This window comes from Burkholderia cepacia, assembly GCF_029962485.1.
GTDB lineage: Bacteria > Pseudomonadota > Gammaproteobacteria > Burkholderiales > Burkholderiaceae > Burkholderia.
In genome coordinates, this window is sequence record NZ_CP073638.1 from 1,024,986 (window position 1) to 1,049,154 (window position 24,169).

The window sequence follows — 24,169 nt, forward strand, 5'->3', positions numbered from 1 at the left end:
GACGATGCGCGCCCGCACCCCGATCCGCTCGACGCCGCGCCTGCTCGCCGAACTGCGTTCGCTCCGCGTGATGGTGTACTACCCGGACGACGACAACGGCCTGCTGCTGGTCGAGCAGTTGTCGCGCATCGGCTGCCCGACCGAGCAGCGCTGGCCGCCGCCCGCCGCGTTGCCCGAGAGCGTCGATCTCGTGATTCTCGCGGTCCGGCCCGACCTGCTGCACCTGTCGATCCCGTGGCTCGAGGACGACGCGCGGCCGCCGCTGATCGCCGTCACGACCTACGAAAGCCCGACGATCCTCGAACTGATGCTTCGCATCGATGCGCAGAGCGCAGTGACGACACCCGTGCGCTCGTTCGGCTTGCTGAGTGCGATGGCGCTCGCGTGCCACCAGAGCCGCCGGCACGACGAGTACCGGCGCCGCATCGCGCAGCTCGAACAGCGCGCGATGTCCGTGCGCACGCTGCAGGAAGCGAAGACGCTGCTGATGCAGCACAACGCGATCAGCGAGGAAGATGCCTACCAGCAAATCCGCTCGCAGGCGATGGAGCGGCGCATCTCGATCAACCAGCTCGCCGAGCAGATCGTGCAGGCGCATGCGCTGCTGAAGCGCTGACGCCGGCTTCATCCGGACGACCGGCTAAAAGAATTCGGCAGCCGGATCGACGCTCCCGGCTGCCGAACGACGTGCGCGCCGCTTTCGCAGGCGCGCACGGCATCGCTTCACGTCAGCGGATGATCCGCGTCACGCCGCGCCCGCGCGGATCGGCCATCGCTTCCGGCGTGTTGCCGTCGATCTTGATGACCTGGATGTCGCCGCTGAAATCCTGCCCCTTCAGCGTGTAGCCGCGCGCCTCGATCTGCTTCGCGAGTTCGCCTTCGATCGGGTGGTACGGCTCCCAGAAGATCGTGTTCGGCGGCAGCAGCTGGTGATGGAAGCGCATCGCGCCGACGGCTTCCTTCAACGGCATCTTGAAGTCGTAGATGTTGTTGATCACCTGGAAGATCGACGTGAAGATGCGCGAGCCGCCCGGTGTGCCGATCACGAGCGACACCTTGCCGTCCTTGGTCATGATCGTCGGCGACATCGACGACAGCGGGCGTTTCTTCGGTTCGATCGCGTTCGCGTCGCTGCCGACCACACCGAACATGTTCGCGACGCCCGGCTTCGCGGAGAAGTCGTCCATCTCGTCGTTCAGCACGATGCCCGTGCCGTCGGCGATCACGCCCGAGCCGAAATAGCCGTTGATCGTGTACGTGTTCGACACCGCGTTGCCCCACTTGTCGACCACCGAGAAATGCGTCGTTTCGGCCTTCTCCGGCATCGTCGTGCCGAGGCCCGGCTGCACGCTCTTCGTGTCGGCAATCTGGGTCGGGCTCACTTCGGCCGCGCGCTTCGCGATGTATGCATCGTCGGTCAGCTGCGCGATCGGCACCTTGTAGAAGTCGGGATCGCCGAGATACTGCGCGCGATCGGCGAACACGCGCTTCTCGATTTCGGCGACGAGGTGGATATATTGCGGCGAGTTGAGCTTCACGCCGTCGAAGTCCGGCTTGAGGTCGGCCTTCATCTTCAACAGTTGCACGAGGCCGATGCCGCCCGAGCTCGGAGGCGGCGCAGTGATCACGTCATAGCCGTTCCACTTCGCCTGCACCGGCTGGCGCCACACCGCGCGGTACTGCGCGAGATCCTCGGTGGTGATCAGTCCGTTGCCGTCGCCCGTCTTCATCGATGCGGCGATCAGCTCGGCCGTCTTGCCCTTGTAGAACCCTTCCGCGCCGTCGTTCGCGATTCGCGTGAGCACGTCGGCGAGATCCGGCTGCTTGAAGTTCGCGCCGGCCTTCAGCCCGGAGAAGTACTTGTCGAAGTTGGTCTTGCCGCCGAACTCCTTCGACGCGTCGACGCCGCGCTGCGCGAGCTGTTCGTCGACGACGAAGCCGTCGCGCGCATAGTGGATCGCCGGCGCGAGCACCTGCTTCCACTTCAGCTTGCCGAAGCGCTTCTGCGCTTCCCACATGCCGGCGACCGTGCCCGGCACGCCGGCCGCGCGCGGGCCGTACAGGCTCATGTCCTTGATGACGTTGCCGTCCTTGTCGAGGTACATGTCCTTCGTCGCGGCGAGCGGCGCGCGCTCGCGATAGTCGATGAAGTACGGCTTGCCATCCTTGTAGATCGTCATGAAGCCGCCACCGCCGATGTTGCCGGCCTCCGGATAGGTGACGGCGAGCGTGAACGCGATCGCGACGGCCGCGTCGATCGCGTTGCCGCCCTCCTTGAAGATCCGCTCCGCGGCATCCGCGCTGTACTTGTCGGCCACCGCCACCGCCGAGCTCGTCAGGACCGCCGGCTGCGGCCCTTTCGCATACGCGGGCGCGTTCGGCAGAAACCCGATGCCGGCCACCGTCGCGAGCACGGCAGCGGATGATTTGAAGCGATTCAGCGTAGTCATTGCATGTCCCCCATGTGGATCTTCTTCAGGCACGAAAAGCACCTGATCCGCTTATAGCCGCTGGCGCAGCGTCGGCCATATGACGGTTTCGTAGTGAATCCGGCAATTCGGCGGGAAAATGCACCGTACACTACGAATCGACCCCGATTGTGTGCGGTTGATCACGCAGCACGCCGGTCACGTATGCGCCGTCGCGTTGCGGCGCCGCGACGGACGTGAATCGGTCGACATGACATGCGGTGCGCGTCATAACCCACCGCACAAAAACCGAAAGTTGCGAACCTCGCGGCATCCCGTGCAGCACGTGCAAAAAAATCTGCAAACGCCCCTCCCGCTGCGCGAGTCGATCTGAGAAGATAGCGCCCCGCTTTCGCACGGCATCGCTGTTTCGTTCACGTGCCGCTTCACGTTTCTTCGTCTCGCTCCCTATGGCATCACACAACGCGCATCATGCGTCCGGCTTCGCGGCCGGCGTCGCCGCCGCCGTCCTCGTCGCACAAACCGGTGCAACCGGCCCGTGGCACATCGGCATGCTCGCCGCGTTCGCGGCGGGCGTCGCGGGCGGCACCGCGCCCGACTGGCTCGAAGTCGCCTGGTGGAGCCGCAAGCGCCGCCTGTGGATCACGCATCGCACCGTCACGCACTGGGGCATCGGCTGGATCGCACTGCTCGCGCTCGGGTGGCACGGGCTCATCCATCATCCGCATCCGCTGTGGGCCGCGCCGCTGTTCGGCTTCGCCTGCGGCGGCGTGATGCACCTGCTGGCCGACTGGCCGAACCCGCTCGGCGTGCCGTGGATCTGGCGGCGCCATTCGCTCAACCTGTGGAACAGCGGGCACTGCGACCTGATCGTCGTGACCGCCGCATGGGGCGGCACACTGTGGCTCGCGCAGTCGCTGTGGTCGCGCGCACCGCTGCTCGAACACTGGCTCGGCTGGCTGCATCGCGTTTAAGTTGCAATTCGTCGCAATTCGGCGCGCTATCGGTACGCCGCATTGCACGCAACTTTCGGTTTGTTGAAAGTGCGGCGCGGGCCCCCATCTGAATCGGGTTCGTCGGCCAGCATGCCCGGCACGCATACGCGACGTCTGGCACACTGACGATTCGCTTCACGCGCGGTTCGTCCGCGCACTCGCACCCCATTTCAACGCTCCGATGGACGTTACCGCTACCCGCCCTGCCGCCAGCGCGCTCGACGTGTTTCACCCGGCCGTCGCCGCGTGGTTCCGTCGCACGTTCGCCGCGCCGACCGGCGCGCAGGCGCTCGCGTGGCCGCACATCAAGGCCGGCCGCTCGACGCTCGTCGCCGCGCCGACCGGCTCCGGCAAGACGCTCACCGCGTTTCTGTGCGCGCTCGACGATCTGGTGCGCGATGCGCTGGCGCACGACGGCACGCTGCCCGACGCGACGCTGGTCGTCTACGTGTCGCCGCTGAAGGCGCTGTCGAACGACATCCACGTGAACCTCGACGCGCCGCTCGCCGGCATCGCCGAATCGCTCGCGCAACTCGGCCTGCCGGTACCGGCAATCCGCACGGCCGTGCGCACCGGCGACACCACACAAGCGGAGCGCGCCGCGCTGCGCAAGCGCGCGCCGCACATCCTCGTCACGACGCCCGAGTCGCTGTACGTGCTGCTGTCGTCCACGTCGGGGCGGCAGATGCTGTCGAACGTGCGCTCGGTCATCGTCGACGAAATCCATGCGCTCGCATCGTCCAAGCGCGGCAGCCATCTCGCGCTGTCGCTCGAACGCCTCGACGCGCTGGCCGGCCACGCATTGCCGCGCATCGGGCTGTCGGCGACGCAAAAGCCGATCGACGCGGTTGCACGCTTCCTGGTCGGCGGCCCGGCCGACGCGCCGCGCGACTGCACGATCGTCGACACCGGCCACACACGCGAGCGCGACCTTGCGCTCGAACTGCCGAACGTGCCGCTCGAACCCGTGATGGCCACCGACGTGTGGGAACAGGTGTACGACCGCATCGCGGGGCTCGCGGCCGCGCATCGCACGACGCTCGTGTTCGTCAATACGCGGCGCACCGCCGAGCGCATGGCGCGCCATCTCGCCGACCGGCTCGGCAAGGAAGCGATCGCCGCGCATCACGGCAGCCTCGCGAAGGAACACCGCTTCGACGCCGAGCAGCGCCTGAAGCGCGGCGAACTGAAGCTGCTCGTCGCCACCGCATCGCTCGAGCTCGGCATCGACATCGGCGATGTCGATCTCGTCTGCCAGGTCGGCTCGCCGCGCGGCATCGCGCCGTTCCTGCAGCGCGTCGGCCGCTCGGGGCACCATGTCGGCGGTGTGCCGAAGGGGCGCCTCTTCCCGCTCTCGCGCGACGAACTCGTCGAATGCGCGGCGCTGCTCGACTGCGTGCAACGCGGCGAGCTCGATGCGCTGCGGATTCCCGAAGCGCCGCTCGACGTGCTCGCACAGCAGATCGTCGCCGAAGTCGCATGCACGGAATGGCAGGAAGACGCGCTCTATGCGCGCTTCACGCACGCGGCGCCGTACGCGCGGCTGACACGCGAACGCTTCGACGAAGTGATGAAGATGCTCGCCGAAGGCTTCACGAGCCGGCGCGGCGTGCGCGGCGCATACCTGCATCGCGACGTGGTCGGCGGCACCGTGCGCGGGCGCCGCAACGCGATGATGACCGCAACCACCTCGGGCGGCACGATCCCCGACATGGCCGACTACGCGGTGCTGCTCGAACCGCAGGGCATCCAGGTCGGCACCGTCAACGAGGATTTCGCGATCGAGAGCCTGGCCGGCGACGTGTTCCAGCTCGGCAATCAGTCATACCGGATCATTCGCGTGGAAACGGGCCGCGTGCGCGTCGAGGATGCGCAAGGCCAGTCGCCGAACATCCCGTTCTGGCTCGGCGAGGCGCCGGGGCGCAGCGACGAGCTGTCGGCGGCGGTCGGCCGGTTGCGCGCGCGGCTCGACGGGCTGTTCGCAGACGGCGACCGGCAGGCTGGTGCTGGTGCTGGTGCTGGTGCTGGTGCTGGTGCTGGTGCTGGTGCTGGTGCTGGTGCTGGTGCTGGTGCTGGTGCTGGTGCCGGTTCCGGCGCCGGCGCCGGCGGACGCAAACGTGCGGGCGGCAAAGCAGAGGCCGAAGCGAATGCCGAAACCGGCGCCGCGCTCGCCCCAGCCGAAAGCCGCCTCGCACCCGCATTGCGCTGGCTCGTCGACGAGCTTCGCCTGTCGCCGGACGCCGCGCGCCAGATCGCCGACTACCTCGCCCGCACGCGCGCCGCGCTCGGTGCGCTGCCGACGCAGGACACGCTCGTGATGGAGCGTTTCTTCGACGAATCGGGCGGCACGCAACTCGTGATCCATTCGCCGTTCGGCAGCCGCATCAATCGCGCATGGGGGCTCGCGCTGCGCAAGCGCTTCTGCCGCAGTTTCAACTTCGAGCTGCAGGCCGCCGCGACCGACGACGCGATCATCCTGTCGCTGTCGCTCGCGCACAGCTTCGCGCTCGACGAAGTGTGGCGCTACCTGCGTTCGGGCAGCGCCGAACACGTGCTGGTCCAGGCGCTGCTCGACGCGCCGATGTTCGGCGTGCGCTGGCGCTGGAACGCGACGACCGCGCTCGCGCTGCCACGCTTCACCGGCGGCAAGCGCACCGCGCCGCAACTGCAGCGGATGAAGAGCGAGGATCTGCTCGCGACCGTGTTCCCCGATCAGGTCGCGTGCCTCGAGAACATCGTCGGCGAACGCGAGATACCGCATCACCCGCTCGTCGACCAGACGCTCGACGACTGCCTGCACGACGCGATGGATACCGACGGCTGGCTCGCGCTGCTGCGCCGGATTGAAAGCGGCGCGATCGAACTCGTCGCGCGCGACCTGCCCGCGCCGTCGCCGCTCGCGGCCGAGATCCTGAACGCGAAACCCTATGCGTTCCTCGACGATGCGCCGCTTGAAGAGCGTCGCACGCAAGCCGTGCAGTCGCGCCGCTGGAGCGACCCCGAATCGGCCGACGATCTCGGTGCGCTCGACGCCGATGCGATCGACGCCGTGCGCGACGAAGCATGGCCGCTCGTGCGCGACGCCGACGAAATGCACGACGCGTTGCTCACGCTCGCCTGCCTCTCCGACAGCGAAGCCCAGGCGCACGCAGGTTGGCCCGAGCAGCTTGCGGAACTCGCGGATCGCCGCCGCGCCACGAAACTCGTCGCGCCGGGCGGCGCCGCGCTGTGGGTGCCGGTCGAACGGCTCATTTGCCTGCGCGCGCTGCATCCCGACGCACGCGTGACACCGGCGCTCAAGGTGCCAGCCGCGTGCGCTCAGCCGTGGGAGGCGGATGCCGCGCTCGTCGACGTGATCCGCGCGCGGCTCACCGGCTTCGGGCCGCTCACGCTCGACGCGGTCGCGACGCCGCTCGGCCTGCCGCCTGCGTCGATCGTGACGGCACTCGCGGCACTGGAGCGCGAAGGCTACGTGATGCGCGGCCGCTTCACACCGGGCGCGACGACCGACGAATGGTGCGAACGCCACCTGCTCGCGCGCATTCATCGCTATACGGTGAAGCGGCTGCGCCGCGAGATCGAACCGGTCGAGCGCGCCGATTTCATGCGGTTCCTGTTCCACTGGCAGCACCTGACACCCGACACGCGCGGCACGGGCCGCGACGCACTCGCGGCCGTGGTCGAACAGCTCGAAGGCTACGAGGCCGCGGCGAGTGCATGGGAAGACGCGCTGCTGCCCGCGCGGCTCACCGACTACATGGCCGGCGGCCTCGACGAGCTGTGCCGCTCGGGCAAGCTGGTCTGGACGCGCATCGGCGCGCCTGCGCGTGCGGCCGGCACGCCCGTGAAAACGACGCCGATCGTGCTGCTGCCACGCCGCCATCTTTCCGCATGGCAAGCGCTGCGCGATCCCGATGCGCAACCGGCGCTTTCCGCGCGCGCCACGCAGGTACGCGATGCGCTCGCCGCGCACGGCGCGATGTTCTTCGATGGGCTACTCGACGACCTGCACATGCTGCCCGTCGAACTCGAGCAGGCGCTTGGCGAACTCGTGTCGGCCGGCCTCGTGAACGCGGACAGCTACGCTGGCCTGCGCGCGCTGCTGAAACCGGTCGTCAAGCGCAGCGCGACCTATGCGCCGCGCACGCGGCGCGGCGGCGCGTTGATCGGCGGGATGGACGACGCGGGCCGCTGGGCGCTCGTGCAGCGCCATGCGCCGCCAGGCGATGCGGCCGCGCCGAAACGCGGCCTGGCCACGACCGATCCCGACGCGCTCGAACACATCGCATGGACGCTGCTGCGCCGCTACGGCGTCGTGTTCTGGCGGCTGCTCGAACGCGAGGCCGACTGGCTGCCAAGCTGGCGTGAGCTCGTGCGCGTGCTGCAACGGCTCGAAGCACGTGGAGAGATTCGCGGCGGACGCTTCGTTGCCGGGCTCGCGGGCGAGCAGTTCGCACTGCCCGAGGCCATCCCGATCCTGCGCGAACTCCGGCGGCAACCGGGTGACGGACAGTATGTGTGCGTGACGGGCGCCGACCCGCTGAACCTCGCCGGCACGCTGCTGCCCGGCGACAAGGTGCCGGCGCTCGCCGGCAATCGCGTGCTGTTCCGTGACGGCGTGCCCGTCGCGTCGCTGGTGTCGGGCACATTCCACTACGCGCCGGAACTGTCGCCCGCCGCGCGCGAGGATGCGCGCCTGCGGCTCGCACGTTACTGCTGACATCGGCTGACACGCGCGGCACGCCGACTACTGATCGCCGGGCCGCGTTGCCGCGATCGTTCGGGTAGCATCGAACGATTGCACGCGCGGGCTCCCGCGCGTCATCCAGACAAAACAAAACTTCCGGAGACTGCCGCTCATGACTTCGCATGCCGACTCGCCCGCCGCTCATCATGCGGGCTCGTTGACGATTTTCCAGGGTGCCGCGTTGTATATCGGCGCGGTGCTCGGCACCGGTGTGATCGCGTTGCCTGCGCTGGCCGCCGAGGTCGCCGGCCCGGCGTCGTTGCTCGCGTGGGCTGCGCTCGTCGTGCTGTCCGGGCCGCTCGCCGCCACCTTCGCCGCACTCGGCGCACGCTATCCCGACTCGGGCGGTGTCTCGACCTACGCACGGCGCGCATTCGGTCCGAAGGCCGCCGCCATCGTCGGCTGGTGCTTTTACTTTGCCGTGCCGGCCGGTGCGCCGGCCGCCGCGATGTTCGGCGGCGCGTACGTCGCGGCCGTCACGGGCGGCGGGCACACGACGGTCATCGTCACGGCCGCCGCGCTGATTGCGACCGTGTCGGCCGCGAACGCATTCGGCGTTACGGTGTCGGGCCGCATGCAGCTCGTGTTGTCGGCGCTGCTCGTCACGCTGCTGCTCGCCGCGGTACTCACGTCAGCACCGCATGCCCGCGCCGAGAATCTGCATCCGTTCGCCCCGCATGGCTGGCTCGCGGTCGGCCAGGCCGCCGCGCTGCTCGTGTGGAGCTTTGCAGGCTGGGAAGCGATCACGCATCTCGCGGCGGAATTCCGTCGGCCTGCGCACGACATGCCGCGTTCGGCCGGTATTGCGGTCGTGGTCGTCGGGTTCCTGTATCTGTCGGTCGCCGCCGCGAGCGTGATGGTGCTCGGGCCGTCGGCCGGCGCGTCCGGTGCCCCGCTCGCCGAACTGATCGCGGGCGGCATCGGCGGCCATGCGCAGGTGCTGGCGGCTGTCGCCGCGCTGCTGCTCACGCTCGGCACGATGAACGCGTATTTCGCGGGCGCGGCCAAGCTCGGCGCGGCGCTCGGGCGCGACGGCGCGCTGCCCGCGTGGCTCGCGCAGGGCAGCCAGGTCGGCGGCGTCCCGCGCCGCAGCCTCGGCGTGATTGCCTTGCTTGCAGCCGTCGCGCTGGCCGCGACGACGCTCTCGGACGTCGGCCCGAAACCGCTCGTGCTCGTGACGTCCGGATGTTTCGTGATGGTGTATGGGCTCGGTGCGGCCGCCGCGCTGAAGTTGCTGCCGCGCGGCGGCATCGCTTACCGCTGCGCGTGGATATCGCTGGTTGCGGTTGCCGGGCTGTTCCTGACGACCGGCTGGTATTTCCTGTGCCCGCTGCTGCTCGCGGGCGGCGCGCTGCTTTATCTGCAGGTGACCGGGCCGCGCAAATGACCCGCGGTGCGCACGCGGGCTGACGCCCGCCCGCCTGAGGTGGCGCGCCGGCGAATCGCCAGCCGGATCGTTGGCCGGATTGCCGCGCGCATCGCGCCTGTCAGGCCGGTACCAGCGCGAAGCTGAGCCGCTTGCCGAGCGCGGCGGCCGCGCTCGCGAGCGTCGCCAGCGTGAGGCTCGTGTCGGTTTCGTCGAGCAGCCGGTTGAGTGCGGCGCGGCTGGTTTTCATCCGCGCGGCCATCGCGGTTTTCGTGATGTGCTGCGCCTTCATTTCCTGCCCGATCTGCCACGCGATCACGCGCTTGATCGCGGTGGCGGTGGCCGCTTCGAGATTGCCGTCCTCTTCGAGGAAGGTATCGAAGTCGCTGCCGATATGCGGGTTGTTCGTGGTCGTCATGTCGTACTCCAATGCATGGCATTGCCGGCTGCCCGGCCGTCGGAGACGGCGGGTTACGGCGCAACCGGGAATTCAAATGGCGTGCGTCAGCGCTTTCAGGCGCGCGACGGTGACGTCGAGTTCGTCCGACGGCGTGGCCCTCGATTGCTTGAAGAAGCCGTGCAGCAAGACCATCGTGTCGCCGACGACCGTGAACAGCACGCGGGCGCTCCGCCCCGGCAGCATCACGCGGATCTCCCACAGATCCTTCGCCATCTTCCGGACCAGCGGCATGCCGAGCGGCCAGCCGAGTTGAACGGTCTTGATCTCTTCGCCGATTACCCTTCGCTCCACTTGCCCGAGCGCCTTGAGCCATTCGCGCACCGGCTCGTTGCCTCGGGCCGTGCAAAAGAACCGCACGCCGAGCGTGACCTGGATCTGCTGTCTCGCCATTGTCTTGTCACCAATCGTACCAAAAACGATACGATATGCCAAGCGCCACGAGAGCGGCTACTAGCCGGATAGCCAATCGGGAAACGGAGAAAGGAACTGAGCCGCTTGCCGCGCGGCCCGGAGGATCAGCGATCGCCGCGAGCCGGTTTGCGCGTGGCGCGTGGCGGCCGGTGCGCACGCTTGTCGCCGAACCGCGACCGTGCGATGTCTCGCACGGCATCGATCAGCGTCCGTGCGACCGGCGTCGGCTGCGCATCGGTGCGCAAAATGAGCCCGACCGGCTCGTCGGTACCCGCTGACGGCAGCGGCAGGCGCGCCAGCGCACCGGCCGACAGATCGTATTCGGCCGCATAGAGCGGCACGAACCAGACCGCATCGTTCTCGAGCGCGAGCGCGCGAGCGACCGATACCGACAGCACCTCGATGAACGAATCCAGCGGCGGCGCGCCGCATGCGCCGAGCAGTTGTTCGGCCGACTGGCGAATCAGCGTGCCGAACGGCGGCAGCACGACCGGATAGCGCGCGAGCTCGGTGGCCGGCGCCGCGCTCGACAGCAACGGATGCCCGGCGCGCACGACCGCGACGAGCGGCTCGTTGTACAACTGCTCGAACGCAAGCCCGATCATCCGCTCCGGCTCCGACAGTCGCCCGATCGCGCATTCGATCGCACCGGACTTCAGCCGCTCCAACAGATCGGCGTTCGCGGCGGTCGCGATCCGCACGACGATGCGCGGCCAGCGCTCGGCCAGCGCCTTCATCAACGCGGGCGCGAGCGATGCCGCGACGGTCGGCAGCATGCCGATTTCCAGCGTCGCGGCTGCAGCGCCGCCTTCGCGCGCCAGCAGCCCGACGCCCTGCCGCAGCGCCAGCACGCACGCGTTCGCATGCGGCATGAACAACTGCGCTTCGCGGGTCGGCTGCGCACCCTGCCGGCCGCGCTCGAACAGCTTCACGCCGAGGATCGCCTCCAGTTCGGCGATCGTCTTCGACACGGCAGGCTGCGTGATCGACAGGCTTTCGGCCGCCTTCTGCACGCCGCCCAACTGCGCGACCGCAAGAAAACACTGCAGGTGCCGGAACTTGACGCGGCCGTCGGCGATACGGTTATTCATAACGGGTGGTTATGCGAATGGCAATGAAATGCCATTTTGCATAACTTTCCTGATAAGCCCAAGTACCAGGTGAAACGTCACGCGTCACGCCGCAGCGCATGGAAACCGATCGGCTCCCAGATCCGCGTCGCGATCAGCAGACCCGTGCCGTGCTTCTGCCCGAGCGGCGCGGACGAGGACTCCGCATGCAGCGCGGCCGCCTTGCTGCGCAGCCGGCGCAACTCCAGTTCGAGCTCCGCGGCGGCGGCCTCCGTCAGCATCCCTTGCGAAAACGTCATCGTCTCGCCCGCGCCGTCGAAGCGGCTGTCGAGGAAATCGCCAAGGGCGTGCGCATGGAAATAACGGCGGATCGGCCCGCCCGGCAGCCAGTCGAAATCGCGCGCGACACGTACGCGAATCCGGTCGCCCGGCAACAGCGCGACGACGTTCATCCGGTCGAGCATCAACAGGTATTTCACACATTCGGCCTTCGTCACGCGATAGGCCGACACGATGTCCTGCACGGTCCAGTAATTGATCGCGCAAACGGCGACGAGCAGCAGCTTCTCGTCCGACACGAGCAGCGCCTCCTGCTGCTCGGTCAGCATGTGCAGCCTCGGCGCCGACGCCGATGCCTCCTGCACGAGCTCGGCCAGCGTATAGCCGAGCAACTGCGCGATCTCCGCAACGCGCTCCAGCGTGAAGCGGCCGCTCGCGAACAGCCGCTTCACGCTCGTCTCGGAGACGTCAAGCGAGCGCGCGACATCGCGGTAGGTCATTCCCTGCGCCTTCAACTGGCGCTTCAGCGTTTCGATGAGTTGGGCGGTTTCGGTCATTTTAGTATCGAAAAATGATGCTCCAGGTCGGATATTAGGCTACCGGCGCGTACAGATGAACACTTTTGGATACTTGTCTGCATAATCCGATCCGTCCTGTCACTCAACGACGGAGCCGAAATGGCCACCCGCACCGAAACCGCCGCTTACGAACCGCAGCACACCGCACCGCGCGATGCACGCGACACGGATCGCACGATGCCGCTCGCCACTGTCCGCACGCTGGCCGCCAGCGCGCATGTCGGCGATCTCGTGTTCATCCGCGATCCGGCCGGCTCGCCGCGCGACGCGGCAGCCACGACGGGCGCATGGGCCAACCGCTTCGGCATCGTGGTCGATACGTCGGGCGACGAACCGGTGATCGCCGAATCCGCTGCGCTGGCATGGACGAAGCTCACGCCGCTATCGCGCTTCGTCGCTCATACCGACGGCGGACGCATCGCGCTGGCACGCCGCATCGCGGCATCGACCGCCAACGAACAGCGCCGGTTGCATGCAACGGCCGAACAGCGGATCGACGCATTGCTCGGCAACCGCTTCAACCTGCGGGTGCGGCGCGGGTTCTGCGCGCAGTACGTGAGCGACGTGATCGGTGCCGACCAGGCGCCGACGCCAGCCGCACTGCTGCGCAGCAGCACGCTTTCGGTCGAATTCGACGGGATCGTGTTCGATCCACGCTGCAAATGACAACGGGCGCGCTCAGGGAGGCCGGATAACAACAAGAACAAAAGACAAAAAATAGCGACGGGCTGGCTGGAGGGCCGTGCACGGGGTCGTCACCGACGACGCGAAGCCCGATCGCTTTCATCCGCCGGACAGGCATCCTGTCCGGCGGATTTTTCATGGGCGCGCCAAATATAACGAACGGTTATGCGTCTCGCGAAAAAAGGTCATTTTGCATAACTTTCCGGATTGGCTAAAGTCCTGCCATCCCCTACGCGAAATACCTATCAGGAGACGCCCGATGGATTCCCCCACGATCCTCACGCCGCGCGACTGGCCGTCGCATCCGGCCTATGTTCACCCCGAGTACCGCTCGTCCGTGAAGCGCGGCCCGACCCGAGCACTGATCCCGCTGAAAGAGAAGCTGCGCGACCAGTACGCGCCCGTCTACGGCGCGGAAGATCTCGGCGCGCTCGACCACGACCTGACGAAGAACGCCGTGAAGAACGGCGAGCCGCTCGGCGAGCGCATGGTCGTCACGGGCCGCGTGCTCGACGAAGGCGGCAAGCCCGTGCGCAACACGCTGGTCGAAGTGTGGCAGGCGAACGCGGCCGGCCGCTACGTGCACAAGATCGACCAGCACGACGCGCCGCTCGACCCGAACTTCCTCGGCGCGGGCCGCTGCCTGACCGACGACGAAGGCCGCTACCGCTTCCTGACGATCAAGCCCGGCGCGTATCCGTGGGGCAACCATCCGAACGCGTGGCGCCCGAATCACATCCACTTCTCGCTGTTCGGCGATTACTTCGGCTCGCGTCTCGTCACGCAGATGTACTTCCCCGGCGACCCGCTGCTCGCGTACGACCCGATCTTCCAGGGCACGCCCGAGGCCGCGCGCGATCGCCTGATCTCGCGCTTCTCGATGGACATTACCGAAGAAGGCTATGCGCTCGGCTACGAATTCGACATCGTGCTGCGCGGCCGCGACGCTACCCCGATGGAGCGCTGAACCATGACGACGCTGAAGCAAACCCCTTCGCAGACGGTCGGCCCGTACTTCGCGTACGGCCTGTGCCCGCAGCAATACGACTACGACCTGAAAAGCCTGTTCACGCCGACGATCGCCGCGGCGCACGCCGAAGGCGAGCACGTGCTGCTGGTCGGCCAGGTGTTCGACGGCGACGGCAATGTGGTCGGCGACGCGGTGCTCGAATTCACGCAGGTGGACGGCGCGGGCCGCTACCCGGCCTCGCGCGACGACATCGCGAAATCCGGCTTCACGGGCTTCGCACGGGTCGGCACAGGCACCGATGCGCAGCAGCGCTTCGTCGTCGAGACGGTGAAGCCCGGCCGCCTCGCCGCCGACGAGGCGCCGCACATCAACGTGACCGTGATGATGCGCGGGATCCTCACCCATGCGTTCACGCGCGTGTACTTCGACGACGAAGCCGCGGCGAACGCGACCGACCCCGTGCTGAATGCGGTACCGGCCGAGCGCCGCGCGACGCTCGTCGCGAAACGCGACGCGCAGCCGGGCCGCCCGGTCGTCTACCGCTTCGACATCCGCATGCAGGGGCCGGACGAAACGGTGTTCTTCGACGTTTGACGCATGCGCCGGCGCACGCCGGCTTCGCACGCAACCGCACGCCGCGTGGCGCGATACCGACAGGCATCGCACCACGCGGCGTTTTTCGTGGGCCGTCGCCATCATTCGATGATGCGTCGCATCGTGGCGAGGTGCGGCGGCGAATGCCTGTTGCCCGAGGCTTCCCGCCCCGATATCGAACGCCCGATTGAAACGCATGCTGCGATCGCACATGAAACGTCGGTCCAGCGGGATATCGTTTGCGTGTTATGCGGCGTATCCTTCGTTATCCGCAACGCTCAAACGGAATTAAATCCGCACCAGAAACAATTACGCATGTAATGCGCGACACCGCCCAGCAGGCTGTGCGCGCATTTTTTCTGACCGAGTGCCTTTAAACGCGTCCGACCGAATTTGGCGGGCGCGTATTTTTTTGCGGCTGCGACCGGCTAGCGCCGGATCTCCAGATACCGGCTCGGCGTGTCGCCCAGGATGCGGCGAAACGCCGACGTGAACGCGCTTGCGCTCGCGTACCCGAGATCGAGCGCAACGCGCGTCACCGGCTGCCCGTCGGTCAGGCGGGCAATCGCCGCGAGCATGCACACCTGCTGGCGCCACGCGGCAAAACTCACGCCCGTCTGCGCGCGGAACTGCCGCGTGAACGTCCGCCGGCTCACGCCTGCATCGGCCGCGACCTGGTCGAGATCGGCCGCGATCGACGGCGACGCGAACAGGTGCCGGCACACCTTCGCCAGCCGTGCATCGGCCGGCAGCGGCGCATGCAGCGACAGGCGCGGCATCGTCGCGATTTCCGCGACCAGCAGATCCATCAGCTTGCCCGCACGGCCGCCGACGTCGTACAGGGCCGGCAGGTCGATCGCATCGTCGATCAGTTGCCGCAGCAGCGGTGACACGCCATACACGCCGCATTGCCCGGGCAGGCCAACCGCCTGCGCGGCGTCGCCGGACACGAACGTATTGAGCATCGTGACCGGCCCGGTCATCGTCATTTCGTGCCGCACGCCGGCCGGCACCCAGCACGCGCGCTGCGGCGGCACCAGCCAGCGCCCGTGCGGCGTCGACACGCTGATCGTGCCGCGCGACGCGAACGCGAATTGCCCGCGCCCGTGCGCGTGCTCCGGAAACGTCGTGCCGGCCGCATAGTCGTTGGCGGTCACGACCACGTTCCGCGGAATGTGTTCGTAGGGATCTAGCAGCGTATTTCTCACGGCCCAAATTCCATCATCAATGACCCGATATCGAAGGCGGGTCGCCCTCGATCGATCTACGATCCGCTCCACCGTTGCGCGACCTCACGGCCGCAAGACCCGTCGGCCTGATCGGCCGGATTGCAACCTCATCGGAGCGGACATGCCGAATACGTTTCATCGCGTGGGGGACGGCCCCCACCCTGTTCTCGTGCTGCATGGCTGGTTCGGCGACGCCCGCGCGTTCGAACCCGTCGAAGCGTGGCTGTCACGCGAGCATTTCAGCTATGTATTCATGGACTACCGCGGTTACGGCCGGATGCGCGACGCACGCGGCGACTACACGATCGACGAGATCGCCGCCGACACGCTCGCGCTCGCCGACGCGCTCGGCTTTCCGACCTTCAGCCTCGTCGGCCATTCAATGGGCGGCATGGCGATCGAGAAGGTCGCCGCCCTCGCGCCCGACCGCGTGCGCGCGCTGGTGCCGATCGCGCCCGTCCCATGCGGCGGCCTGCGGTTCGACGCCGCGCGACGCGCGCTATTCGAGCGCGCCGCCGACCATCCCGCCGATCGCCGGACCATCATCGACCGCAGCACCGGCGGCCGACTGCCGGCCGCCTGGATCGAGTGGAAAGCCGCGTATTCGGCAGCCTGTTCGTCGGCGCAGGCATTCGGCGCGTACTTCCGCGCGTGGGCCGATACGGATTTCAGAGACGAGATCGCCGGTACGCACCCGGTCAAAGTGCTGATCGGCGAACACGATCCCGCGTTCGACGCGGCGTTGATGGCCCGTACCTACCTGCGGCGCTATCCGTTCGCCACCGTCGACGTGCTGCGCAATGCCGGCCACTATCCGATGAACGAGACGCCGCTCGCGCTGGTCGCGGCGATGGAAGCGTTTCTGCTCGCCGTGACAGCGCGCCCTGCCGTTGCGCATTGACCGGTCGCACGCCTGCGACATCGTTGCCGTGCGCATCACCGCAGCATGAACGACATCGCCGACAGGCTGTTCAGCGTGCGCACCACGTGCTCGACCGACGGCCCATCGAAGCGCAGCGTCACCGCATCGACACGCTCGAGCGACGGCAGCACGCAGAACAAGTCGGCCAGCGCGGCCGTCTGCACACGCAGCGTGCAAGCAGCCGGTGCGGGCCGATGAGCACCGGCACGCACGCCGGCCGACAACGCCTGCGCCACCGTATCGCGCGCGGCGGTCGCGATTCGCGCACACGACGCGGCTGGCGTGAGCGTGTCGCCGCTCGATGTGCCGCCGGCCGTCTTGACCGTCTCGAAACGTGCGTCCGGAAACAGCGGCTGCGTTTCCTCGGCGAACACGTCGTCGCCCGTCGCCAGCGCGACGTGCGCGCCATATTCCTGCGCCAGCGCGCCGTACAGCCCGGCTTCGCCGAGCTCGACGCCGTTCAGCCATACCTGCGTGAACGCGAAGCCGTTGATCGTGTGCGCGAGCACGCCGCGCGTCTGCGATTTCGCGTGATAGCCGATCATGAACACGAGATCGGGCTGCTGTTCAAGGCCCGCCATCATCCCGAGCATGCGCGGCTTGCCAAGCACGACACGCGCACGCGCATCGAGCCCGTCGGGCAGCAGGTTGCGAAAGCCGCCGTGCGAATCGTTGACCCATACGGCCTGCGCGCCACCCGCGAACGCACCTTCGATCGCCGCGTTCGCCTCGGCGGTCATCCAGCGGCGAGCCCGTTCGTACTCCGGATTACCTGCGCGCGTCTGCTCTGTGGCAAATACGCCGGCGACACCCTCGATGTCGGTCGAGATCAGGATCTTCATGACTGGGTCGAATGCCCTTCGTTATCTTCGTTGAACAACCGGTCGAGATCGGGCACCGCGTCGCGCAGCGATTGCCGCACGTGCCCGTCGCGCCCGGTGACTGTCACGGCCTGCAGCAACGCGTCGGCGATCGCGTGTTCGACGCTTTCGGCCGCGGCCATGAACAGCGGATCGAGCGCCGCATCGGCCACGAGCGCCGGCAGCGCGATCGTCGATGCATCGTGCGCGATCGTGAAAGCGGTCGAGAACGCAAGCGCGATGTCGCCGCTGCCATGCCCGTAGACGGACCCCGTGCGCGCCAGCCCCGCGCCCGCGCGGCGCGCGAGCCGCGACAACTGCCGCGCGTCGAGCGGTGCATCGGTGGCGAGCAACAGGACGATCGAGCCCTGCTCGGGCGGTGCCGCATGCGCGGCTTCGGCCGCACGCCGCTGCGCGACGATGCGCCCGAGCGGCACGCCGCCGAGCGTCAGCATCGGCAGCCGGCCGAAATTCGCGAGCACGAGCGCGCCGACCGTATAAGAGCGGCCGGCCGCGACGGCGACGCGCGATGCGGAGCCGATCCCGCCCTTCAGGTCGAAACACGACATCCCGCGCCCGGCGCCCACCGCGCCGCGTTCGATGTCGCGCGACGCGATGCGGCACGCTTCGTCGTAATGCGCAGCCGTGACCGCGAACGCCTGGATATCGTTCAGATAACCGTCGTTGCACTCGAATACGAGCGGGTTGACGGTCGACCAGTCGCGGCCGATCTGCGGATTCGCCGCGATCGCCGCGCGGATCTGCGCCTGGGCGACCGCGCCGACGCCGAACGTATTGGTCAGCGCGATCGGCGTATCGAGCGTGCCGAGCTCGTCGACCTGCACGAGCCCGACGCTCTTGCCGAAGCCGTTGATCACGGCAATGCCCGCCGGCACCTTGCTGCGGTACACGTCGCCCGCATGCGGCTTCACGACGGTCACCCCCGTCTGCACGCCGCCGGCATCGAGCGTGCAATGACCGACCGTCACGCCCGGCACGTCGGCGATCGTGCCGCGCGGGCCGGCCGGCAGCGTCGCGGCCCACATCGGAGCAACGCCCATCAGCGGCGCTCCAGCTTCGGATCGAGCGCGTCGCGCAGCCCGTCGCCGAGCAGGTTGAACGCGAGCACGGTCAGGAAGATCGCGAGGCTCGGGAAGATGGCGATGTGCGGCGCCGTCACCATGTCCGCGCGCGCCTCGTTGAGCATCGCGCCCCACTCCGGCGTGGGCGGCTGTGCGCCGAGCCCGAGGAACGACAGGCTCGCGGCCGTGATGATCGACGTGCCGATCCGCATCGTGAAGTACACGACGACCGACGACACGGTGCCCGGCAGGATGTGCCGCATGATGATCGTCCAGTCCGACGCGCCGATGCTGCGCGCGGCCTCGACGTAGGTCATGTGCTTGAGCATCAGCGTGTTGCCGCGCACGAGCCGTGCGAACGCCGGGATGCTGAAGATCGCGACCGCGCAGATCACGTTGATCATCCCGTTGCCGAGGATCGCGACCACGCCGATCGCGAGCAGGATGCCGGGGAATGCGAACAGCACGTCGGCGATGCGCATCGTGATGCGGTCCCACCAGCCTTCGTAGTAGCCGGCGAGCAGCCCGAAGAACGTGCCGATCACCGCGCCGAGCGCGACCGAGAAGAAACCGGCCGCGAGCGAGATGCGCGTGCCGACGACGATCCGGCTGAAGATGTCGCGGCCGAGCGAATCGACGCCGAACCAGTGCACGGCCGACGGCCCCGCGTTCAGCGCGTCGTAGTCGAAATAGTTCTCCGGATCGAACGGCACGATGTGCGGGCCGACGAAGGCCAGCACGACGAGCGCCAGCACGAAGCCGCCCGCGACGAGCGCGACGGTCTGCTTGCGGAACTTGCGCCAGAATTCGCGCCACGGCGTGCGGATCGCGGTCGGTGCGGCCGGCGCCGCGGTCGGGACAGTCGCGTTCATGCGCGCCTCACTTGAACCGGATGGTCGGGTTGATGACCGCGTACAGCACGTCGACGGTCAGGTTGATCAGGATGAATTCGAGCGAGAACAGCAGCACGATCGCCTGGATCACGGGATAGTCGCGCATCGTCACCGCATCGACCAGCAGGCGCCCGAGCCCCGGCCAGTTGAACACGACCTCGACGACGATCGAGCCGCCCAGCAGGAAACCGAACTGCAGCCCCATCATCGTGACGACCGGAATCATCGCGTTGCGCAGGCAATGCTTGAGCACGACCATCGGCTCGTGCACGCCCTTCGCACGCGCGGTGCGCACGAAATCCTCGTTCAGCACCTCGACGAACGATGCGCGCGTGAAGCGCGCCATCACGGCCGCCACCGCCGCGCCGAGCGTCAGCGACGGCAGCACGTAGCTCTTCCACGAGCCGTCCGGCACGACCGGCAGCCAGCCGAGCTTCACCGAGAAGACTTCCATCAGCAGCATGCCGAGCGCGAACGCGGGAAACGAGATGCCCGACACCGCGATCGTCATGCCGAGACGGTCGGGCCAGCGATTGCGCCACACCGCCGATGCGATGCCGATCGCCATGCCGAAGGCCGTCGCCCACACCATGCTGACAAGTGTCAGCAGCAGCGTCGGCATGAAGCGCTCGCCGATTTCGGTCGAAACCGGCCGCTTGCTGCGCGTCGACATGCCGAAATCGCCGTGCGCGATCTTCGTGAAGAAATTCACGAACTGCGCGGGCAGCGGCCGGTCGAGCCCGAGATCGGCACGCACGAGCGCGACCGTCGCATCGTCGGCTTCGGGCCCTGCCGCGAGCCGCGCCGGGTCGCCCGGCAGCAGGTGCACGAACAGGAACACCAGCACCGCGACGATCGCGAGCGTGGGCAGCAGGCCGAACAGGCGTTTGACGAGAAAATTCAGCATGGGGCACCGATCGAATCAGCGTGCCGGCGGCCTGCACCGCCGGCACCGCGAGGCAGGCAAGCCGCCGTCATTTCACCGAGATTTCGTCGAAGTTGAACGAGCCGTCCGGCATCACGTACATGCCGTGCAGTCGCTTGTTGCGCGCATAGACGATCTTCTCCTGCACCAGGAAAATCCACGGCGCATCGGTCCACACCTGCTTCTGCGCGTCGGCGTAAAGCGTGGCCTTCTTCGCGCGATCGGTCGTCTCAAGCGCCTTCGCGAGATCGTCGTCGACAACAGCGCTCTTGTAGTAAGCCGTGTTGTAGAGCTTCGGCGGCGCCGAAGCCGACGCGAGCAGCGGCGTCAGCGCCCAGTTCGCTTCGCCCGTCGATGCCGACCAGCCGCTGTAGTACATCCGCACCGGCGCCGTTGCCGGATCCTGGGCGCTCTCGACCTTCGCGACCCGCTCGCCGGCCTCGAGCGCCTGCACCTTCACCTTCACGCCGACCTGCGCGAGCTGCTGCTGGACGAACTGGATCAGCTTCTGCGCCGTCGAATGGTTGTACGCGGACCAGAGCGTCGATTCGAATCCGTCCGGATAACCGGCTTCCTTCAGCAGCGCACGCGCCTTCGCCGGGTCGTACGGCCAGGGCCCGAGCTTCGTCGCGTATTCGACGCCCATCGGCGCAACCCCGGTCTGCGGTGTCGCGTAACCGGCGAACACGACCTTCGCGAGCGCTTCCTTGTTGACCGCGTAGTTCAGCGCTTCACGCACCTTCGGGTTGTCGAACGGCTTTTGCTGCGTGTTCAGCGAAATGTAGCGCTGGATGATCGACGGCGACTCGATCAGTTCGACCTTCGGGTTGCTCTTGAGGTCGTTCGCCTGCTCGAACGGAATCGTGAACGCGAAATCCGCCTCGCCCGTCTTGATCAGCGCCGCGCGCGTGTTGTTGTCGACCACCGGTTTCCAGTCGATGGTGTCGACCTTCGGATAGCCCTTCTTCCAGTAGCCGGCGAACTTCTTCACCTTCATGTCGTCGGTCTGCTTCCATTCGACGAATTCGAACGGCCCGGTGCCGACCGGATGCAGCGACACGTCACGCCCCCACTTCTTCAGCGCGGCCGGCGAGATCATCACCGCCGACGGGTGCGCGAGCGTATTGATGAACGCCGAGAACGGCTCGCGCAGCGTGAACCGCACCGTGGTCGGGTCGACCACTTCGGTCTTCTCGATCACGCGGAACAGGCCGTAACGTTTCAGCTTGTTCGCGGGATCGGTCACGCGGTCGAAGTTCGCCTTCACTGCCGCCGCGTTGAAATCGGTGCCGTCGTGGAATTTCACGCCCTCGCGCAACTTGACCGTGTACACCTTCGCGTCCGGCGACGCCGTGTAGCTGGTCGCCAGGACGTTGACGAGCTTCATGCTCTTGTCGAAACCGAACAGCCCCTCGTAGAACGACTTGACGACGGCCTGCGACACCGTGTCGTTTGCGTCGTACGGGTCCATCGTCGTGAACGTCGAGTACACGGCGACCACGACGTTCTGCTGCGCGAACGCGGGCACCGCGACCGACAGCGCGAGCGCGCCGGCCCCCGCCGCAAACAGCGCGCGCGGACGGAACATCGGGAACGAATGCGGCTTGTTCATCTTGTTGGGCTCCTGTGGATGATTCGGTAACGCGTGGTGAAAATCGCGGCGTGACTGCCCCCGCTCGGGATAAAGACGCCGTTGCCTGGCGCGTGCGCAGCTGCGGTCCATATGCGCTCCGTCACGCACTCAATACGCGCCGCCGACGCGATGCGTCGCGACGTAATGATCGGGGCCGACCGCGACGAGCGGCGCGACGACCGGTTCGTCGCCGATCGCGCGGATCGGGCTCGGGATTTCGTCCGCGGCGAGCTGGCGCGGCGCATGCCGGCGCGCGGGGTCGGCCACCGGCACCGCGCTCATCAGCTTCCTCGTGTACGGATGCTGCGGCGCCTCGAACACCGCGCGGCGCGGACCGATCTCGACGATCTGGCCGAGATACATCACCGCGACGCGATGGCTGATGCGCTCGACCACGGCCATGTCGTGCGAGATGAACAGGTACGCGACGCCGAGCTCGCGCTGCAGGTCGAGCATCAGGTTGACGATCTGCGCCTGCACCGACACGTCGAGCGCCGACACCGATTCGTCGGCGATCACGACCTTCGGGTTCAGCGCGAGTGCACGCGCAATCGCGATCCGCTGGCGCTGGCCGCCCGAGAATTCATGCGGATAGCGTTGCGCTGCCTCGGGCGGCAAGCCGACCTTGTCGAGCAGCCAGTCGACGCGCGCCTGCGCTTCGCTGCCGCGCGCGACGCCGTGCACGAGCAACGGCTCCATGATCGAGAAGCCGACCGTCAGGCGCGGGTTCAGCGACGCGAACGGATCCTGGAAAATGAACTGGATGTTCCGGCGCAGCGCCTGCAGGTCATGCCCCTTCATTGCGCTGATGTCGCGGCCGTCGAATTCGATCGAGCCGCTCTGCGATTCGACGAGGCGCAGCAGCGAACGGCCGGTGGTCGACTTGCCGCAGCCCGATTCGCCGACGAGCGCAAGCGTCTCGCCCGCGCGCAGCTCGAAGCTCACGCGCTCGACCGCATGCACGTATTGCGACACGCGGCCGAACACGCCGCTTTTCACCGGAAAGCGCGTAACGAGATCGCTTACGCGCAGGATCGGCGGCGCAGCGTGATCGACGGGCGGCTGACCCTCGCCGTGCGCGGCAGAGACGGCGGCCGGAGTCGCGTTCGGCGCATTCGCGTCGTCCACTTTCAGCAGCGGGAATTTCTCGGGCGCGTCGGTGCCTTCCATCGAGCCGAGCCGCGGTACGGCCGCAAGCAGCGCGCGCGTGTAGCGATGCGCGGGCGCCGCGAAGATGCGATCCGACTCGCCCTCCTCGACCTTCTCGCCGCGATACATCACGAGCACGCGGTCGGCCACCTCGGCCACCACGCCCATGTCGTGCGTGATGAAGATCACGCCCATGTTCATTTCGTCCTGCAGCCCGCGTACGAGTTGCAGGATCTGCGCCTGGATCGTCACGTCGAGCGCGGTCGTCGGCTCGTCGGCGATCAGCAGCGCGGGGCGGCACGACAGCGCCATCGCGATCATCACGCGCTGCCGCATCCCGCCCGACAGCTGATGCGGATAGCGCGCGAACACGCGGCGCGTTTCCGGAATCCGCACGAGATCGAGCAGCCGCAGCGCTTCCGCGCGTGCTTCAGCCGCACCCTTCGACTGGTGCAGCGCGATCGCCTCGCTGATCTGGTCGCCGACCGTGAACACCGGGTTCAGCGACGTCATCGGCTCCTGGAAGATCATCGCGATGTCCGCGCCGCGGATACCGCGCATCGTCGCGGCGCTCGCCTGCGCCAGGTCGACGAGTGCGCCGCCGCGGCGCCGGAACGCGATCCGGCCGCCCGTGATCGCGCCGCCGCCATGTTCGACGAGCCGCATCAGCGCGAGCGACGTGACCGACTTGCCGGAGCCCGATTCGCCGACGATCGCGAGCGTCTCGCCGCGGTCGACGTGAAACGACACGTTGCGCACGGCGTCGAACGTCGCGCCTTCGCGGCGAAACGTGACCGACAGATCGTCGACGGCCACCACGCGCTGTTCGGGCAGCACGAGGCCGGATGGGGTTCGGCTCGAAGTCATGCGGGTCTCTCCTCGTGCGATCCGGA

The 24,169-nt window shown here is 67.7% G+C and carries 20 protein-coding genes; 8 read left to right on the forward strand and 12 right to left on the reverse strand.

All coding sequences use genetic code 11. From position 1 onward, the window contains the following. The first annotated feature begins 4 nt into the window (after window positions 1-4). Complete coding sequence (locus KEC55_RS21015) at window positions 5-616, forward strand: ANTAR domain-containing response regulator (RefSeq protein ID WP_282510359.1); 612 nt, start codon at window positions 5-7, stop codon at window positions 614-616. Window positions 617-728: 112 nt separating this feature from the next. Here the strand turns inward: KEC55_RS21015 and ggt are convergent, their stop codons facing one another. After that, window positions 729-2,450: a gamma-glutamyltransferase gene (gene ggt / locus KEC55_RS21020; protein ID WP_282510361.1), complete on the reverse strand. Its 1,722-nt coding sequence runs from the start codon at window positions 2,448-2,450 to the stop codon at window positions 729-731. A 428-nt stretch (window positions 2,451-2,878) separates the two neighbouring features. Between ggt and KEC55_RS21025 the strand changes: the two genes are divergently transcribed. From KEC55_RS21025 to KEC55_RS21035, 3 genes are all read left to right on the forward strand, one after another. Beyond that, on the forward strand, window positions 2,879-3,403 hold the full coding sequence (locus KEC55_RS21025) for a metal-dependent hydrolase (RefSeq protein ID WP_282510363.1): 525 nt from the start codon (window positions 2,879-2,881) through the stop codon (window positions 3,401-3,403). A 202-nt stretch (window positions 3,404-3,605) separates the two neighbouring features. Next, complete coding sequence (locus tag KEC55_RS21030) at window positions 3,606-8,144, forward strand: DEAD/DEAH box helicase (RefSeq protein WP_282510365.1); 4,539 nt, start codon at window positions 3,606-3,608, stop codon at window positions 8,142-8,144. Window positions 8,145-8,283: 139 nt separating this feature from the next. After that, complete coding sequence (locus tag KEC55_RS21035) at window positions 8,284-9,558, forward strand: APC family permease (protein WP_282510367.1); 1,275 nt, start codon at window positions 8,284-8,286, stop codon at window positions 9,556-9,558. Window positions 9,559-9,658: 100 nt separating this feature from the next. On the opposite strand, the gene KEC55_RS21040 is transcribed toward KEC55_RS21035, so the two are convergent. The 4 genes from KEC55_RS21040 to KEC55_RS21055 all read right to left on the reverse strand — a co-directional run bounded on the left by KEC55_RS21040 (window position 9,659) and on the right by KEC55_RS21055 (window position 12,314). Further along, window positions 9,659-9,955, reverse strand: coding sequence for an XRE family transcriptional regulator (locus KEC55_RS21040; RefSeq protein WP_174948783.1), 297 nt, complete (start codon window positions 9,953-9,955; stop codon window positions 9,659-9,661). A 72-nt stretch (window positions 9,956-10,027) separates the two neighbouring features. Continuing rightward, window positions 10,028-10,387: a type II toxin-antitoxin system RelE/ParE family toxin gene (locus tag KEC55_RS21045; RefSeq protein WP_282510374.1), complete on the reverse strand. Its 360-nt coding sequence runs from the start codon at window positions 10,385-10,387 to the stop codon at window positions 10,028-10,030. 125 nt (window positions 10,388-10,512) lie between these two features. Next, complete coding sequence (gene pcaQ / locus KEC55_RS21050) at window positions 10,513-11,499, reverse strand: pca operon transcription factor PcaQ (protein ID WP_282510377.1); 987 nt, start codon at window positions 11,497-11,499, stop codon at window positions 10,513-10,515. A gap of 77 nt (window positions 11,500-11,576) precedes the next feature. Continuing rightward, window positions 11,577-12,314 carry a helix-turn-helix domain-containing protein gene (locus KEC55_RS21055; protein WP_282510379.1) on the reverse strand — a complete coding sequence of 246 codons (738 nt, stop codon included), beginning with the start codon at window positions 12,312-12,314 and terminating at the stop codon, window positions 11,577-11,579. 120 nt (window positions 12,315-12,434) lie between these two features. Here KEC55_RS21055 and KEC55_RS21060 point away from each other — a divergent pair, with 120 nt between their 5' ends. The 3 genes from KEC55_RS21060 to pcaG all read left to right on the forward strand — a co-directional run bounded on the left by KEC55_RS21060 (window position 12,435) and on the right by pcaG (window position 14,583). Continuing rightward, on the forward strand, window positions 12,435-13,001 hold the full coding sequence (locus tag KEC55_RS21060; protein ID WP_282510381.1) for a YiiX/YebB-like N1pC/P60 family cysteine hydrolase: 567 nt from the start codon (window positions 12,435-12,437) through the stop codon (window positions 12,999-13,001). 277 nt (window positions 13,002-13,278) lie between these two features. Continuing rightward, window positions 13,279-13,986, forward strand: coding sequence for a protocatechuate 3,4-dioxygenase subunit beta (gene pcaH, locus KEC55_RS21065; RefSeq protein WP_282510383.1), 708 nt, complete (start codon window positions 13,279-13,281; stop codon window positions 13,984-13,986). Window positions 13,987-13,989: 3 nt separating this feature from the next. Beyond that, window positions 13,990-14,583 carry a protocatechuate 3,4-dioxygenase subunit alpha gene (pcaG, locus tag KEC55_RS21070; protein ID WP_282510385.1) on the forward strand — a complete coding sequence of 198 codons (594 nt, stop codon included), beginning with the start codon at window positions 13,990-13,992 and terminating at the stop codon, window positions 14,581-14,583. 428 nt (window positions 14,584-15,011) lie between these two features. Here the strand turns inward: pcaG and KEC55_RS21075 are convergent, their stop codons facing one another. Further along, window positions 15,012-15,791, reverse strand: coding sequence for an AraC family transcriptional regulator (locus KEC55_RS21075; RefSeq protein WP_282510387.1), 780 nt, complete (start codon window positions 15,789-15,791; stop codon window positions 15,012-15,014). Window positions 15,792-15,933: 142 nt separating this feature from the next. Here KEC55_RS21075 and KEC55_RS21080 point away from each other — a divergent pair, with 142 nt between their 5' ends. After that, window positions 15,934-16,713 (forward strand): alpha/beta fold hydrolase, encoded by a 780-nt coding sequence (locus KEC55_RS21080; protein WP_282511373.1) that lies wholly within the window; start codon window positions 15,934-15,936, stop codon window positions 16,711-16,713. A gap of 35 nt (window positions 16,714-16,748) precedes the next feature. Here KEC55_RS21080 and KEC55_RS21085 read toward each other — a convergent pair whose 3' ends face one another. The 6 genes from KEC55_RS21085 to KEC55_RS21110 form a co-directional block, all read right to left on the reverse strand. Continuing rightward, window positions 16,749-17,576 (reverse strand): M55 family metallopeptidase, encoded by an 828-nt coding sequence (locus tag KEC55_RS21085; protein WP_282510389.1) that lies wholly within the window; start codon window positions 17,574-17,576, stop codon window positions 16,749-16,751. Then, complete coding sequence (locus tag KEC55_RS21090) at window positions 17,573-18,655, reverse strand: P1 family peptidase (protein ID WP_282510391.1); 1,083 nt, start codon at window positions 18,653-18,655, stop codon at window positions 17,573-17,575. Before KEC55_RS21090 ends, KEC55_RS21085 begins: the two co-directional genes overlap by 4 nt. Then, the gene (gene gsiD / locus KEC55_RS21095; RefSeq protein ID WP_282510393.1) at window positions 18,655-19,548 is read right to left on the reverse strand and encodes a glutathione ABC transporter permease GsiD; all 894 of its coding nucleotides are present in this window, start codon (window positions 19,546-19,548) and stop codon (window positions 18,655-18,657) included. Before gsiD ends, KEC55_RS21090 begins: the two co-directional genes overlap by 1 nt. A gap of 7 nt (window positions 19,549-19,555) precedes the next feature. Next, window positions 19,556-20,476, reverse strand: coding sequence for a glutathione ABC transporter permease GsiC (gene gsiC / locus KEC55_RS21100; RefSeq protein WP_282510395.1), 921 nt, complete (start codon window positions 20,474-20,476; stop codon window positions 19,556-19,558). Window positions 20,477-20,543: 67 nt separating this feature from the next. Next, window positions 20,544-22,106, reverse strand: a complete 1,563-nt coding sequence (gene gsiB, locus KEC55_RS21105; protein WP_282510397.1) for a glutathione ABC transporter substrate-binding protein GsiB — start codon at window positions 22,104-22,106, stop codon at window positions 20,544-20,546. 129 nt (window positions 22,107-22,235) lie between these two features. Further along, window positions 22,236-24,143, reverse strand: coding sequence for a dipeptide ABC transporter ATP-binding protein (locus KEC55_RS21110; RefSeq protein WP_282510399.1), 1,908 nt, complete (start codon window positions 24,141-24,143; stop codon window positions 22,236-22,238). Window positions 24,144-24,169 lie beyond the last annotated feature (26 nt).

Coding starts and splice junctions, on each gene's coding strand:
- KEC55_RS21015 (WP_282510359.1), top strand. CDS start 5: ATGCGCGCCCGCACCCCGATCCGCTCGACGCCGCGCCTGCTCGCCGAA.
- ggt (WP_282510361.1), bottom strand. CDS start 2,450: ATGACTACGCTGAATCGCTTCAAATCATCCGCTGCCGTGCTCGCGACG.
- KEC55_RS21025 (WP_282510363.1), top strand. CDS start 2,879: ATGGCATCACACAACGCGCATCATGCGTCCGGCTTCGCGGCCGGCGTC.
- KEC55_RS21030 (WP_282510365.1), top strand. CDS start 3,606: ATGGACGTTACCGCTACCCGCCCTGCCGCCAGCGCGCTCGACGTGTTT.
- KEC55_RS21035 (WP_282510367.1), top strand. CDS start 8,284: ATGACTTCGCATGCCGACTCGCCCGCCGCTCATCATGCGGGCTCGTTG.
- KEC55_RS21040 (WP_174948783.1), bottom strand. CDS start 9,955: ATGACGACCACGAACAACCCGCATATCGGCAGCGACTTCGATACCTTC.
- KEC55_RS21045 (WP_282510374.1), bottom strand. CDS start 10,387: ATGGCGAGACAGCAGATCCAGGTCACGCTCGGCGTGCGGTTCTTTTGC.
- pcaQ (WP_282510377.1), bottom strand. CDS start 11,499: ATGAATAACCGTATCGCCGACGGCCGCGTCAAGTTCCGGCACCTGCAG.
- KEC55_RS21055 (WP_282510379.1), bottom strand. CDS start 12,314: ATGACCGAAACCGCCCAACTCATCGAAACGCTGAAGCGCCAGTTGAAG.
- KEC55_RS21060 (WP_282510381.1), top strand. CDS start 12,435: ATGGCCACCCGCACCGAAACCGCCGCTTACGAACCGCAGCACACCGCA.
- pcaH (WP_282510383.1), top strand. CDS start 13,279: ATGGATTCCCCCACGATCCTCACGCCGCGCGACTGGCCGTCGCATCCG.
- pcaG (WP_282510385.1), top strand. CDS start 13,990: ATGACGACGCTGAAGCAAACCCCTTCGCAGACGGTCGGCCCGTACTTC.
- KEC55_RS21080 (WP_282511373.1), top strand. CDS start 15,934: ATGCCGAATACGTTTCATCGCGTGGGGGACGGCCCCCACCCTGTTCTC.
- KEC55_RS21085 (WP_282510389.1), bottom strand. CDS start 17,576: ATGAAGATCCTGATCTCGACCGACATCGAGGGTGTCGCCGGCGTATTT.
- KEC55_RS21090 (WP_282510391.1), bottom strand. CDS start 18,655: ATGGGCGTTGCTCCGATGTGGGCCGCGACGCTGCCGGCCGGCCCGCGC.
- gsiD (WP_282510393.1), bottom strand. CDS start 19,548: ATGAACGCGACTGTCCCGACCGCGGCGCCGGCCGCACCGACCGCGATC.
- gsiC (WP_282510395.1), bottom strand. CDS start 20,476: ATGCTGAATTTTCTCGTCAAACGCCTGTTCGGCCTGCTGCCCACGCTC.
- gsiB (WP_282510397.1), bottom strand. CDS start 22,106: ATGAACAAGCCGCATTCGTTCCCGATGTTCCGTCCGCGCGCGCTGTTT.
- KEC55_RS21110 (WP_282510399.1), bottom strand. CDS start 24,143: ATGACTTCGAGCCGAACCCCATCCGGCCTCGTGCTGCCCGAACAGCGC.